At 58.1% G+C, this 13,518-nt stretch carries 12 protein-coding genes; 7 read left to right on the top strand and 5 right to left on the bottom strand.

Annotated features, from left to right (window positions below; translation table 11 throughout):
• Positions 1-68 precede the first annotated feature (68 nt).
• From CRO59_RS18585 to CRO59_RS18575, 3 genes are all read right to left on the bottom strand, one after another.
• Entirely contained in the window at positions 69-803 is a 735-nt protein-coding gene (locus CRO59_RS18585; RefSeq protein ID WP_097089401.1) for a TenA family transcriptional regulator, read from the bottom strand.
• A gap of 90 nt (positions 804-893) precedes the next feature.
• Positions 894-2,087 (bottom strand): MFS transporter, encoded by a 1,194-nt coding sequence (locus tag CRO59_RS18580; protein ID WP_097089403.1) that lies wholly within the window; start codon positions 2,085-2,087, stop codon positions 894-896.
• Positions 2,088-3,218 carry a ThiF family adenylyltransferase gene (locus CRO59_RS18575; RefSeq protein ID WP_097089405.1) on the bottom strand — a complete coding sequence of 377 codons (1,131 nt, stop codon included), beginning with the start codon at positions 3,216-3,218 and terminating at the stop codon, positions 2,088-2,090.
• Between the two features lie 568 nt (positions 3,219-3,786).
• On the opposite strand from CRO59_RS18575, the gene CRO59_RS18570 reads away from it, so the two are divergent.
• The 6 genes from CRO59_RS18570 to CRO59_RS18545 all read left to right on the top strand — a co-directional run bounded on the left by CRO59_RS18570 (position 3,787) and on the right by CRO59_RS18545 (position 8,315).
• Positions 3,787-4,455, top strand: coding sequence for a YjfI family protein (locus tag CRO59_RS18570; RefSeq protein ID WP_047602485.1), 669 nt, complete (start codon positions 3,787-3,789; stop codon positions 4,453-4,455).
• A gap of 17 nt (positions 4,456-4,472) precedes the next feature.
• On the top strand, positions 4,473-5,171 hold the full coding sequence (locus CRO59_RS18565) for a PspA/IM30 family protein (RefSeq protein ID WP_097089407.1): 699 nt from the start codon (positions 4,473-4,475) through the stop codon (positions 5,169-5,171).
• Positions 5,172-5,368: 197 nt separating this feature from the next.
• Positions 5,369-6,019 carry a DUF2491 family protein gene (locus CRO59_RS18560; RefSeq protein ID WP_097089409.1) on the top strand — a complete coding sequence of 217 codons (651 nt, stop codon included), beginning with the start codon at positions 5,369-5,371 and terminating at the stop codon, positions 6,017-6,019.
• A 15-nt stretch (positions 6,020-6,034) separates the two neighbouring features.
• Positions 6,035-6,460: a DUF350 domain-containing protein gene (locus CRO59_RS18555; RefSeq protein ID WP_095139066.1), complete on the top strand. Its 426-nt coding sequence runs from the start codon at positions 6,035-6,037 to the stop codon at positions 6,458-6,460.
• A 17-nt stretch (positions 6,461-6,477) separates the two neighbouring features.
• Positions 6,478-7,155 (top strand): DUF1190 domain-containing protein, encoded by a 678-nt coding sequence (locus CRO59_RS18550; RefSeq protein WP_027614248.1) that lies wholly within the window; start codon positions 6,478-6,480, stop codon positions 7,153-7,155.
• 2 nt (positions 7,156-7,157) lie between these two features.
• Positions 7,158-8,315, top strand: coding sequence for a glutathionylspermidine synthase family protein (locus tag CRO59_RS18545; RefSeq protein ID WP_027614249.1), 1,158 nt, complete (start codon positions 7,158-7,160; stop codon positions 8,313-8,315).
• Positions 8,316-8,515: 200 nt separating this feature from the next.
• On the opposite strand, the gene CRO59_RS18535 is transcribed toward CRO59_RS18545, so the two are convergent.
• Together CRO59_RS18535 and CRO59_RS18530 are read right to left on the bottom strand one after the other, a co-directional pair.
• Positions 8,516-9,034: a single-stranded DNA-binding protein gene (locus CRO59_RS18535; RefSeq protein ID WP_007966163.1), complete on the bottom strand. Its 519-nt coding sequence runs from the start codon at positions 9,032-9,034 to the stop codon at positions 8,516-8,518.
• A gap of 9 nt (positions 9,035-9,043) precedes the next feature.
• The gene (locus tag CRO59_RS18530; protein WP_097089410.1) at positions 9,044-10,441 is read right to left on the bottom strand and encodes an MFS transporter; all 1,398 of its coding nucleotides are present in this window, start codon (positions 10,439-10,441) and stop codon (positions 9,044-9,046) included.
• 191 nt (positions 10,442-10,632) lie between these two features.
• Here CRO59_RS18530 and uvrA point away from each other — a divergent pair, with 191 nt between their 5' ends.
• A complete protein-coding gene (gene uvrA / locus CRO59_RS18525) occupies positions 10,633-13,467 on the top strand; it encodes an excinuclease ABC subunit UvrA (RefSeq protein ID WP_027614251.1) in 2,835 nt (944 codons plus the stop codon).
• Positions 13,468-13,518 lie beyond the last annotated feature (51 nt).

Here is a 13,518-nt window from a genome sequence, read left to right as displayed (position 1 = left end):
ATCGGGCCTGTTTCAAACTGCACGACTGCCAGCGAATCCGCGGCAATTTGCACGAAACGGGACGCCGACTACTGCTGACTGACTTCCTTCCAGATGGCATCGAACATGACACAACGTTTGAGCATAGCCTGACGCCCGGTTTGAATCGCAAGCCGCTTGGCTTCAGGAGTCTGGTTAGTCAGGCGTTGCAGAATTCCCAGCATGGTTATCGCGTGGTCCTCATCCTCTTCGATATGCAGGCGAAAGAACTCCAGGCCTTCCTCACTGACATTCAGTCCCTCCAGTGCCAGCAGAATCGGTTTGTAAATCAGCGGCACAATGGCTTCGGCTCCCAGGCAGAGCGCTGCGAGGCCCTCGACAGGATTTTCACTGCGGCAAAGCTGCATGATGCATTGGGTGAAATCCACGGTCTGAGGTAAAGGCAATTCAGCCAAGGGATGGGTGCCCAGGATCCGTAGCGACCTTTGAAACAGCTCGGCATGTGTGAGCTTGTTGTCACCATCAATGCCCATTTCCTCCTGCATGTTTTCCATCAGCAATTTGATGTCGTCAAGGGATTCGAGGCGATTGATGATCGCACACAGAAAGCGGGTAAAGTTTCGCGAGTAGTAATGATGCTGGATCAGAAAGTAACGCATCCCCTGCAGAGAAACATGACCGTCTTGCATTGCCAGCAACAGTTCATGATTAACCAATCCATCTAACGCATCAGCGTCCAGCCATTCGTCCCATAATGTGCCTCCAGTTATGAATTTAATGACCTTCACCCTATCGCCGCCATTCAACTCTTTGTTTTCATCCAACTTTAAATTCCTTTTAATTCTTTATCAGCCATCCAACTGATCGAAACTTTCCAGTTATTCCGAAACCCCGAAAAACTTACAAAACCGTATTCATTGTGCGTCACTGTAAATGACCGGGCGCTCAAACCTGGCCAGAAAGTAAGCACATAGAGAGGCGAAAATGATGCACAGACCGCCTGACGCAAGAATCACAGCGCTGCTCGAGAAATGCAGTAACAGCCATCCACTCAGCAGGCTCGCGGGAGGAATCGCGAGGTAGGCAATGAGCCGTGTAACTCCCACCGTTCGCCCCAGAATGGTTTGCGGAACCACTTGCTGGCGATAGGTGAAAAAAGCGATGACCACCACGGATTGGCAACCGGTAGAAAGCGCCCATAGTGCCGAAAGTGACCACGGATCGTTGGCCATCGCCCCCATCAGCGTGAACACCCCGGCCAGCAAACAGCTTCGACGGATAAGAATGCCGGCCGGATATCTCTTCACCAGAAACGCCCCCATAGCTGATCCGGCGACGGCACCTGCACCAATGAGCCCGTAGTAATAGCCGACATCACTCAATGGCACGGCCAGTAGCGTGGTGTAGACATAAACAAGGCTGGCACCGATCAAGGCAAAACCGAAATTGCAGAAAAAGAACAGCATGACAAACGAACACAGTTCTCGCTGCTGGATGACATACAGCAGTCCGGCTTTGATTTCCGTGAATACCCGCGTGGTGGCAGGCGCAGGCTTACCCTGCTCTTTCAGCAAGAAGCAAAGCGGCAGGGATAGCGCAAATCCGACAATGCTGCCAATCAGCAACTGCTCCTTGGTACTGAAGGACAGCAAGGCTGCAACGCTGATTGGTGCAACGATGCGAATGATGTTGTCACTGGCATTGACGATCGCATTGAACCGATGAAGTTTGGGGCCTTCAATCAGCGCTGGCGCGATACTCTGGAAAACCGGGTGGTGAGTGGCACCGACGCTTGCCAGCAGAAAGCTCAGCAATAACAGGGTGATACTCAAGCTGCTCCCGGACAGCGTACTCACAGCAGCATATATAAGGCAGCCGGTGACGATGTTGATCAGATCACCGCCGATCAGAAAACGCCGTTTGCTGTAGCGATCACTCCACACACCGGCGAAGGGCGTGACCAGTATGTAGGGCGCCATCGCGGCGAAAAAAGCCAGCGACGTCCAGACTGGGGAGCCGGTCTGCTCATAAACATAAAGCGGGATCAGAAACGCGATGGCCCATGAACAGATGGACGTGATGGCATAGGAAGCCAGGAGTTTGAACATCTAGACAGTCTCCGCCTGCCGCGACCGTTGCCCGTTCGCGAGATGTCCACACACCGTGCAGTCCGGATTCTGCTGCCAGACTTCAGCAACGCTGACGTTCAGGTCGTCGAATGTGAATTCCTTGAGCTTGTTGGTCAATTGTGGCGGTTGGCAGCCGGTGATGATCTTGACTGTTTCGCTGACCATCATCCCGGCGGTGACAGCCACCAAAGTCACAAGAGCCGGGCCGGGATGCTCATAAGTGATGTCGTGCTGTTTGGCCATGGTCGAAACGCTGTTCACCAGGCTGCTCTTGTTACGCGCCGACGTCAGCCAGCAAGCACCGCAGCCCGAGGAGCCAGGCACCACCGAATAAAACACCGAGCGCCGTACATCAAGCCCGCCTGAAATGAAGGGTACGCCCTGTTCAACACAGGCCTCATTCAGCCAGTCGGCCATGTAGTTCGCGGGTTTATCGGCGACACAAATCACAATATCGTGGCCGCGTACGATGCCGGCGACGTCTTGCGCCGACTGCAGGCGGGTTTCGTGAGCAGTAATGTCGAGGTGACTGTTGAATTCAAGCAACCTGCGCCTGGCCGTTGCAACCTTCGGCATGCCGACGTCGGCTTCCTTGTAAAGGATCTGCCGGTTCAAATTGCTCAACTCGATCGTGTCAAAATCGAGGATCGTCAGATGGTGGACACCCAGCGCTACCAGGTCGAACAGAATATGGGTGCCCAGACCGCCGCAGCCCAGGACACAGACCTTGGCCATGCGCAGTCTTTCCTGGGGGGTGAACTTGTTCTCGCCCACAGCCGCCATCGACCCGAAAAAGTCGATGTTGCGGGAAAATCTGATGCGATCATGATCCGAAAGAGAAGTAGTCTCAAAGGCATCCGGACTCTCGACCAGCCGGTATTTTATCAGATCTTGCGCGACGCTTCGGATTTCGTCCTGATCCACCGCGGGATAACGGCCTGCCACCTGGGTAATCAACTCCTCATAGGGTGTACGGCCATCAAGTGCCTTGGCGAACTCCCAGACAGCACCGTGGGGGTCGGGGATTTTTGCGTATTGACCGTTAAAGCGCAAAACGACCTGACCATCAAGTTTGAACGGAATAATCGTCGGTTTAAGACAAAGCTTCATATTCGAGCCTCAATCGCTATTAAAACAACTTGATAAAGAACCAGGGCCATTAAGGCCCCGGTTCTTACTGATCAGATCAGCCGATCTGAGAATCGCCAGCGGAAGATGCTTTTTCGAAAGTCATAATGATTTCCTCAAAAGTTGAAGGGCCGGTGGTGAAGCTGTTTCCACCGGGGTGAAGATGTGCACACCCCAAAACTAGAATAAGTTTTCAGTGGTTGCGAACTCACCTTGTTTCTTAATATTACTCACGTAAAATACACTTCCTACGCTTTTACGAAGTGCCGCCATTACTTCTTACGGAAACATAGAAAAACAATGTAGGAATTATCTTCAATACTTAAACAATAAAAAATCACTGCGAGAAACTTGAGAACAAATTCGCCTTCCAGACCATAAACATCAGTGTTTCATCAGAAACACACTCCCACCCGGGACAACGCTTGCGACCACCACCTCATCAAAAATTTCGACAGGTCAAAAAGATCTCACGCGTGAGCCATTGATGGCACTTTGAATTGGCTGTAGTGTGGCTCACGCGTGAGATGTTCATAACGGAGTCATTGCCATGAAAAGCCGCTCCCCCACTGTTGCGTCAGAGAGCCCAAAGGGAGAGCGCTCGAAACCGTCCGCGAAAAAACCGTCGAGCTTCTACATGAAGCAGATGCGCGCGGGCCTGGCTGCCGCCGGTTATGTGAAACACGAAACTTGGGTGCTTCCGGAAAACCGAAGCTTGCTCAAGCAGATGGAGCAACAGCTACGCCAACCGATTCTGGCTGGCTCATTCATGTCGGAGAATTACATGAGCGCAGGCAACAACTGGAACATCGATAGCCTCTTCAACGCCCTCAAGGCACTGGACGAGGTGGCTTCGCACGAGATCACGCTGTCTCTGATCCAGAGCTCCGAACCCAGCATCAGGCTGGAAATGAACGAATTCGGCGGTCTGCCGATTCACATCGCCGTGGCCGGTCAGCAGATCATCGTCGACACCGTGCTGGTGGATATCGATTCGATCACTGACGTGCGCGCCTTCAACGACGCCGTGCTGCGCAGCCGGGAAATGTTCCCGCTGTCGTCGATCGGCATCGAGTCGATGCCCAATGGTCAGACCGTTTACAACATGTTTGGCGCCCTCAGCGCCGACTCGAGCCTGACAAACGTCGTCACCGAGGTGAAAACCCTGGTCGACAACGTGCAGCGCGCGAGCGAAGCCTTCGAACACTTCTTCAAGTAATCAACAGGGAATATCCAATGACTCAGTCCATCTGGAGCAAGTTGTTCACCGCGCTGCGCGGCGGCGCCAATGAAGTCGGCGAAGCGATCGTCGACCAACAGGCCCTGCGTATCCTCGACCAGGAAATCCGCGACGCCGACACCGCGCTGTCGAATGCCCGTCGTGAGCTGGTCACTATCATGGCCAAGCACAAACTGGCCGCTGACCGCGTGAGCGAGTACGACGCCAAGATCAAGGATCTGGAAGCCAAGGCGGTTTCCGCGCTGAACGCCGGCCGCGAAGACTTGGCCATGGAAGTGGCCGAAGCGATTTCGACCCTGACCAACGACCTGACCGCCGAGAAAGCCCAGAGCGACGAATTCGGCACCTACGCCGAAAACATGCGCAAGGACATCACCAAGGCCGAGTCGCGGATCAAAAGCCTGCGCCAGCAGGTGGACATGGCCAAGGCCCGTGAAAGCGTGCAAAAGGCGCAGGTCAGCGCGTCCATCGCCAGCGGCGGTGCCAACGGCAAGCTAGAAACCGCCGTCGGCACGCTGAACCGTCTGCAGGCCAAGCAGCAGCAACGCGCTGCCGAGCTGAGTGCCGCCGATGAACTGGCTGACGCTTCGACCGGCAATGACCTGGAACGCAAACTGCGCGACGCCGGCATCACGCCGAACGAAGGCAGCGCCAATGCGATCCTCGAGCGTCTGAAGCAGAAGTCCGCGCAGTAAGCGTTTGCACAAAAACCTGTGGGAGCGGGCTTGCTCGCGAAAGCGATTTGTCAGTCATTACTTTAGCTGCCTGACACACCGCCTTCGCGAGCAAGCCCGCTCCCACATGGTTTACGGCGTGTCGTTCGTCGCCCGGCCCGGTACACTGGCGGCGTTTTTTACGACGAACACCTCCACCCGCCTCAAGGAATGTACCCATGGGATGGTTCAAAGACTTGCTGGGCACCAGCAACTGGCAGACCGCTGCGCCAACGCCAACCGTTGCCAGTGGCCCACTCGGGATGGCACAAGGCAAAGGCGTGCGATTCGATTCGACCCTGGCCTTGCTGCTTGATGGCAGCACCTCGGTACAGGTTCCGGCTGCAGAGGCAATCTGGAGCGCCGGCTGGATCGACCTCGGCCAATCCAACAAGCTGCATCGCTACTATCTCAACAACGAAGACTTCTGGCTGCAGATCCACGTCACCGGTGACGACCAGATCGAGTCGGTCACCCTGTTCAACTACCTCAGCTACGTGACCGTCAACAGTGACGCCGAGCTGCAGCGCCTGGCCGGCCCCGAAAGCCCGATCGGCCTGCCGATCTACACCCACGACAGCGTCCAGTACAGCCGCGAATGGGGCACCGAACAAGGCCAGACCGAACTCGTACCGATGACCGAACATGTGGTCAACCCGGACGAGAGCTACACCATCGAACACCACTCTATGCTTTACGCGCGCGAGACCGGCCTGACCGATCGCCGCGAACTGCTGCTGTTCTCCGTCGAACAGGACGAGGAAGGCACCGTCAGCCTGAGTACCTCGCTGGGCATTTCGCTGTACACGACTGATTTGAGCACCATTTAAAAAAGGAAGTTTTCCATGCTGGAAGTGCTGGCCGTTTCCCTGAACAAGACCGCACTGGTCGGTTTCGTCGTCTACCTGATCGGCGCCGTGCTGCTGTTCATGCTGTTTCAGTTCGTCTACACCCGTATCACGCCACACAAAGAGTTCGAGCTGATTCGCTCCGGCAACATCGCTGCCGCCATCGCTCTGGCGGGCGCGATCATTGGCTTCGCGATTCCGGCCAGCAATGTCATCGCGTTTTCGGTCAACGTCCTCGATTTCGTGCTGTGGGCGGTGATTGCTGCCGTGGTGCAACTGCTGGCCTTCCTCGCCACAAGCCTGGTGCTCAAGGGCACGTCGCAGCGTATCGCCAACGGTGAAATTGCCTCGGGAATCTACGTGGCCGCGGTGGCTATCAGCGTCGGAATGCTCAACGCCGCGTGCATGACCCCGTCCAACTGATCGGCAGGAAGCCTTCGATGAAACGCAGCAAGTACGTTCAACTGTCCCTCGCCGCTTCGGTGGCGCTGGCGATTTCCGGCGAGGTTACCGCGCAGGAGCAGCAACGCTTCCAATCTGTCGAGGAGTGCGTCGGCGCCGAAGTGGCCGCCGACGTCTGCTCCACCGCCTACGTCGCGGCATTGACCGAACACCGACGTATTGCGCCGGCCTACGATGACAAGGCCAAGTGCGACGCAGACTTTGCCGCCGACTGGTGCCAGAAAAACTCCGATGGCCGCTTCGTGCCGAAGCTCGGCGGTTTCAAGGTGCCGCAGAACGGCGAGGCGCCACAGGACCTGAATGCGCTTGCCAATGCGCAGATGCCTGCCGGTGAAGCCGCCGCCGCGCAGAACGTACAAAGTACTTCTCACTCGTCCGGCGGCGGCAACGGTTGGCTGACGGGCTGGCTGATCGGCAATGCGATGAGCAACAACGCCAATCGCACGGTCTATCGCGATCGCGATACGCGCCAGACCTACAACACTTCGACGCAGTACCGCAGAATCGAATCGGCACCGGCTACCCGCACCGACACCCGCTACGACAGCACCCGGAGCAAACCGGTCAACGTCGCTTCGTCGACGTCCCGCGGCGGCTTCGGCAGCCAGTCTTCCGCGCGCAGCGGTTGGGGCGGCTGGGGCAGTTCGAGCAGCTGATCATGAAAAAGATCCACTGCGCCGAGCGCCCCGACTGGAAACAGACGGCCGAAAGCCTCGGCTTTCTGTTCCACACCATCGACGACGAGCCGTACTGGGACGAAAGCGCCTACTACCAGTTCACGCTCGCGCAGATCGAAAATGATCTGGAGGACCCGACCACCGAACTGCACGAGATGTGCATGGACCTGGTCGACCGCGTGGTGCACAGCGAAGAGCTGCTGGATCGCCTGAGCATCCCGGCGCCGTACTACGACATGATCCGCACTTCCTGGCTGGAAGGTCATCCCCATCTCTACGGGCGCATGGACTTTTCCTACAGCGGCAACGGCCCGGCGAAGCTGCTGGAACTCAACTACGACACGCCGACCAGCCTTTATGAGGCAGCGGCGTTTCAGTGGGGCTGGCTGGAGCAGTGCATCGAGCGCGGGATGCTGCCGCGCCATGCTGACCAGTTCAACAGCATCGATACCAAGCTGCACCAGGCGTTTGCCGAGTTGCAGCTCAAGCGGCCGTTCTACTTTGCGTCGATGAAAGACTCGGTCGAAGACAAGGGGACCACCGACTACTTGCGCCTGATCGCGGAAAAGGTCGGCATCGAATCCCGGCACATCGACATCGAAGACATCGGCCTGACCGCCGAGGGTCGCTTCGTCGACCTTGAGGATCGCTGGATCCCGCACCTGTTCAAGCTGCATGCTTGGGAATTTATTTTCCACGAGCCATTCGGTGCAGCAATCGCCGAAAGCGATACGCAGTTCTTCGAACCGGCGTGGAAGTCGATCCTGTCGAACAAAGGCGCGCTGCCTTTGCTGTGGGAGCTGCACAAGGGGCATCCGAATCTGCTCGCGGCGCACCTTGATCCGAATCCGGCCAGTGCGGTGCCCAAGGGCTGGGTACGCAAACCGTACTTCTCCCGCGAAGGCGCGAATATCGAACTGCAAACGGCAGAAGGTCTGATCGTCAAAGAAGACGGGCCCTACACCGATGCGCCATTCATCCTGCAGGAATTTGCGCCTTTGCCGAAGTTCGACGACAGCTACACGCTGATCGGCTCGTGGGTGATTGGTGATCAGGCGGCGGGGATCGGCGTGCGCGAAGACAACAGTCTGATCACCAAGGATTCCAGCCGGTTTCTACCGCACCTGATCCTCGACTGAACCACACACCCGCATTTGTGGGAGCGGGCTTGCTCGCGAAAGCGGACTGCCATTCAACAAATGCTTTGACTGACCCGACGCCTTCGCGAGCAAGCCCGCTCCCACAGGAGATCAGTGGTAATCGCGGACCTTGCGCCACAAAAAAGGCCCGTCGTTTTGAACGACGGGCCTTTTTTATTCAGCGCGGATGCAGCAACGAATCAGAACGGAATGTCGTCATCGAAGCTGTCGAAATCCGGAGCCGGTTGCGGTGCAGCCTGCTGTGGAGCCGGGGCCGGACGCTGTTGCGGAGCCGACTGTTGCGGACGCGGAGCCTGTTGACGTGGCGCCTGCTGCTGGTAGTTATTGCCACCGCCTTGTTGGTCGCCCTGTTGTGGACGGCCGCCGAGCAGTTGCATGGTGCCTTGCATGTCGACCACGATTTCGGTGGTGTAACGCTTGATACCGTCTTTTTCCCACTCGCGGGTCTGCAGCTTGCCTTCGATGTACACCTGCGAACCTTTACGCAGGTATTCGCCGGCGATTTCCGCAACCTTGCCGAACATCGAAACACGGTGCCATTCAGTCTTCTCGACCTTCTGACCGGTTTGCTTGTCGGTCCACTGTTCGCTGGTTGCCAGACTCAGGTTGGTCACGGCGTTACCGTTAGGCAGGTAGCGAACTTCGGGATCCTGGCCGCAAGTGCCGACCAATATGACTTTGTTAACCCCACGGGCCATAACGTTCTCCTAGGCTTCGCAAGCAGCCCCGGCCGGGTTGTTCACCAGGCGTTCGAGGGTGTCGCGATCCACTAATTCTTTGTCCAGTTTGATGTAAACAGCTGCTTCATCAGCAACTATCACTGCATCTGTTACCCCTACGAGGGCCTTGAGGCGCTCGACCAGACCCGCTTCGCGGATCGCCTCGGGCGACAACGGCAAGCGCAGGCTCGTCACGTAGGGAGGTTCGCGCATGGTAACAGCAAAGGCCAGCCAGATGGCAGCCAGACCCGCACATCCAAGGAACACAACCGACAGACCGCCATGCTGAAACAGCCAGCCGCCAAGTATCCCGCCGAGCGCCGAACCGAGGAACTGGCTGGTGGAATACACGCCCATGGCCGTGCCCTTCCCGCCTGCCGGTGAAACCTTGCTGATCAGCGACGGCAACGAAGCTTCCAGCAGATTGAACGCGGTGAAGAACACCACCGTACCGATCACCAGAGCCCGCAAACTGTCACCGAACTGCCAGAAGAATAGCTCAGTGAACATCAGCGTCAGGACGGCGCCGAGCAAAATTCGTTTCATTTTGCGTTTCTTCTCGCCATAGATGATGAACGGGATCATGGCGAAGAAAGAGATCAGTAGCGCAGTCAGATAAACCCACCAGTGCTGCTCCTTGGGCAGCCCGGCCTTTTCCACCAGCGCCAGCGGCAGGGCGACGAAGCTCGACATCAGCATCGCGTGCAACACAAAAATGCCCAAGTCCAGGCGCAGCAGATCGGGATGTTTGAGCGTCGGCATCAAGGCCTGACGCGCCACTCCGGATTCACGATGGCTCAGCGGCCCGGTGGATTTCGGCACCATGAACATCACGATGACGATGCCGAACAGGGCCATGCCGCCAGTGGCGAGGAACAGTCCGGACAGGCCGAACGCGCGGGTCAGCAACGGCCCGACCACCATGGCCACGGCGAACGACAGACCGATGGTCATACCGATCATGGCCATGGCTTTGGTACGGTGTTGTTCACGGGTCAGGTCGGAAAGCAGTGCCATGACCGCAGCGGAAATCGCCCCGGCGCCCTGCAGGATGCGTCCGGCAATCACGCCCCAGATCGAATCGGCCTGAGCCGCCAGCACACTGCCAAGGGCGAAGACCACCAGCCCGAGGAAAATCACCGGCCGCCGGCCGATACGGTCGGAAATGATCCCGAACGGAATCTGGAAAATCGCCTGGGTCAGGCCGTAAGCGCCAATCGCCAGCCCGATCAGGGCCGGGGTCGCTCCCGCCAGGTCCATGCCGTAGGTCGCCAGTACCGGCAACACCATGAACATGCCAAGCATACGGAAGGCGAACACCAGGGCCAGACCGCTCGCTGCGCGGGTCTCGCCGCTACTCATGCGTTCGCTGTGGGGATCGTGCATGGAAAAACCTCGTGTGAACCGGCGGCGATTCTACCAGTCCCATCGAAAGACGGGGTATATCGCGACGCTATGACGCGTATAGATGAAACTCTCTTCATGCAAGGTAAAAAACCCTTCGTTTGATAGTGTGCATCCATCCAGTATTTGCCCGTATACTCCTACGTTTTCGACGCCCGCCGAGCGAGGCCACTTTGGACAAGATCCTGATACGTGGGGCCCGTACCCACAACCTGAAGAACATCGACCTGACCCTGCCACGGGACAAACTGATCGTCATCACCGGCCTGTCCGGATCCGGCAAGTCGTCCCTGGCCTTCGACACGCTGTACGCCGAAGGTCAGCGCCGCTATGTCGAATCCCTGTCGGCCTACGCCCGACAGTTCCTGTCGATGATGGAAAAACCCGACGTCGACACCATTGAAGGTTTGTCGCCGGCGATCTCCATCGAACAGAAGTCGACCTCGCACAACCCGCGTTCCACGGTCGGCACCATCACCGAAATCTACGACTACCTGCGTCTGCTGTATGCACGCGTCGGTACGCCGCGCTGCCCGGATCACGATATTCCGCTGGAAGCTCAGACCGTCAGCCAGATGGTCGACCTGGTGCTGGCGCAACCGGAGGGCAGCAAACTGATGCTGCTGGCGCCGGTGATCCGCGAGCGCAAAGGCGAGCACTTGTCAGTGTTCGAAGAGCTGCGCGCCCAAGGCTTCGTCCGTGCGCGGGTCAACGGTCGCATCTGCGAACTCGATGAACTGCCGAAACTGGATAAACAGAAGAAGCACTCGATCGATGTGATCGTCGACCGTTTCAAGGTCCGCGCCGACCTGCAGCAGCGTCTGGCCGAATCGTTCGAAACCGCACTGAAGCTGGCGGACGGCATTGCCTTGGTCGCGCCGATGGACGATGAGCCAGGTGAAGAGATGATCTTCTCCGCGCGCTTTGCCTGCCCGATCTGCGGCCATGCCATCAGCGAGCTTGAGCCGAAGCTGTTCTCCTTCAACAACCCGGCCGGCGCCTGCCCGACCTGCGATGGCCTGGGCGTGAAGCAGTTCTTCGACATCAAGCGCCTGGTCAATGGTGAACTGACTCTTGCCGAGGGCGCGATTCGCGGATGGGACAGGCGTAACGTCTATTATTTCCAGATGCTCGGCTCACTGGCCTCGCACTACAAGTTCAGTCTTGAGAAGCCGTTCAACGAGCTGACCGCCGAACAGCAGAAACAGATCCTGCACGGCAGCGGCTCGCAGAATGTCGACTTCAAGTACCTCAATGACCGCGGCGACATCGTCAAACGTTCGCACCCGTTCGAAGGTATCGTGCCGAACCTTGAGCGTCGCTACCGCGAAACCGAATCGGCCAGCGTGCGCGAAGAGCTGGCCAAGTTTCTCAGCACCCAGGCTTGCCCGGATTGCCGCGGCACTCGTCTGCGCCGTGAAGCGCGGCACGTGTGGGTTGGCGAGAAAACCCTGCCGGCAGTGACCAACCTGCCGATTGGCGATGCCTGCGAATACTTCGGCGAGTTGAAGATGACCGGGCGGCGTGGCGAGATCGCCGACAAGATCCTCAAGGAGATCCGCGAGCGCCTGCAATTTCTGGTCAATGTCGGCCTCGACTATCTGTCGCTGGATCGCAGCGCCGACACCCTGTCCGGCGGCGAGGCGCAACGCATTCGTCTGGCCAGCCAGATCGGCGCAGGTCTGGTCGGGGTGCTGTACATCCTCGACGAGCCGTCCATTGGCCTGCATCAGCGCGATAACGACCGGTTGCTCGGCACCCTCAAGCACCTACGCGACATCGGCAACACGGTGATCGTGGTCGAGCACGACGAAGACGCGATTCGTCTGGCCGATTATGTGGTGGATATCGGGCCGGGCGCCGGGGTGCACGGCGGGCAGATCGTGGCTGAAGGCACGCCGGCCGAAGTCATGGCGCACCCGGATTCCCTGACCGGTAAATACCTGTCGGGGCGGGTGAAGATCGAAGTGCCGGCCAAACGCACGCCGCGTAACAAGAAGCTGACGCTGTCGCTCAAGGGCGCGCGCGGCAACAACCTGCGCAACGTCGATCTGGAAATCCCGATCGGCCTGCTGACCTGCGTGACCGGTGTTTCCGGCTCCGGCAAGTCGACGCTGATCAACAACACGCTGTTCCCATTGAGCGCTACTGCACTCAATGGTGCGACCACGCTGGAAGCGGCCGCGCACGACAGCATCAAGGGCCTGGAGCATCTCGACAAGGTCGTCGATATCGACCAGAGCCCGATCGGCCGTACGCCGCGTTCCAACCCGGCGACCTACACCGGGCTGTTCACACCGATCCGCGAACTGTTCGCCGGTGTACCCGAGTCGCGCTCCCGTGGTTACGGCCCGGGGCGTTTCTCGTTCAACGTCAAGGGCGGTCGCTGCGAGGCGTGCCAGGGCGACGGTCTGATCAAAGTGGAAATGCACTTCCTGCCGGACATTTACGTGCCGTGCGATGTGTGCAAGAGCAAGCGCTACAACCGCGAAACCCTTGAGATCAAATACAAGGGCAAGAGCATCCACGAAACCCTCGAGATGACCATCGAGGAGGCGCGGGAGTTCTTCGACGCGGTACCGGCGCTTGCACGCAAGCTACAGACGTTGATGGATGTGGGCCTGTCGTACATCAAGCTCGGGCAGTCGGCAACCACGCTGTCCGGTGGTGAAGCGCAGCGGGTCAAGCTGTCACGCGAGCTGTCCAAGCGCGACACCGGCAAAACTCTGTATATCCTCGATGAGCCGACCACCGGTCTGCACTTCGCGGATATCCAGCAACTGCTCGACGTGCTGCATCGCCTGCGCGACCACGGCAATACCGTAGTGGTGATCGAGCACAACCTGGACGTGATCAAGACTGCCGACTGGCTGGTGGATCTGGGGCCGGAGGGCGGCTCCAAGGGTGGTCAGATCATCGCCACCGGTACGCCGGAGGAAGTGGCCGAGATGAAGCAGTCTCACACCGGTCATTACCTCAAGCCATTGCTGATTCGCGATCGGGCTTGATCTCCGGGCATGAAAAAGCCCCTGTCACTTCAACCGTGACAGGGGCTTTTT

The organism is Pseudomonas sp. LAMO17WK12:I5 (assembly GCF_900215165.1).
In the GTDB taxonomy this organism is placed as follows: Bacteria; Pseudomonadota; Gammaproteobacteria; order Pseudomonadales; family Pseudomonadaceae; genus Aquipseudomonas; species Aquipseudomonas putida_A.
Note: the sequence above shows the minus strand (reverse complement) of the source record. Positions and strands in the feature narration are given on the sequence as shown.

What these genes read in the sequence shown, in the direction of transcription:
- CRO59_RS18530 (WP_097089410.1), bottom strand. Translation starts at nt 10,441, where the DNA reads ATGCACGATCCCCACAGCGAACGCATGAGTAGCGGCGAGACCCGCGCA.
- CRO59_RS18565 (WP_097089407.1), top strand. Translation starts at nt 4,473, where the DNA reads ATGACTCAGTCCATCTGGAGCAAGTTGTTCACCGCGCTGCGCGGCGGC.
- CRO59_RS18555 (WP_095139066.1), top strand. Translation starts at nt 6,035, where the DNA reads ATGCTGGAAGTGCTGGCCGTTTCCCTGAACAAGACCGCACTGGTCGGT.
- CRO59_RS18550 (WP_027614248.1), top strand. Translation starts at nt 6,478, where the DNA reads ATGAAACGCAGCAAGTACGTTCAACTGTCCCTCGCCGCTTCGGTGGCG.
- CRO59_RS18575 (WP_097089405.1), bottom strand. Translation starts at nt 3,218, where the DNA reads ATGAAGCTTTGTCTTAAACCGACGATTATTCCGTTCAAACTTGATGGT.
- CRO59_RS18560 (WP_097089409.1), top strand. Translation starts at nt 5,369, where the DNA reads ATGGGATGGTTCAAAGACTTGCTGGGCACCAGCAACTGGCAGACCGCT.
- CRO59_RS18580 (WP_097089403.1), bottom strand. Translation starts at nt 2,087, where the DNA reads ATGTTCAAACTCCTGGCTTCCTATGCCATCACGTCCATCTGTTCATGG.
- CRO59_RS18570 (WP_047602485.1), top strand. Translation starts at nt 3,787, where the DNA reads ATGAAAAGCCGCTCCCCCACTGTTGCGTCAGAGAGCCCAAAGGGAGAG.
- CRO59_RS18545 (WP_027614249.1), top strand. Translation starts at nt 7,158, where the DNA reads ATGAAAAAGATCCACTGCGCCGAGCGCCCCGACTGGAAACAGACGGCC.
- CRO59_RS18535 (WP_007966163.1), bottom strand. Translation starts at nt 9,034, where the DNA reads ATGGCCCGTGGGGTTAACAAAGTCATATTGGTCGGCACTTGCGGCCAG.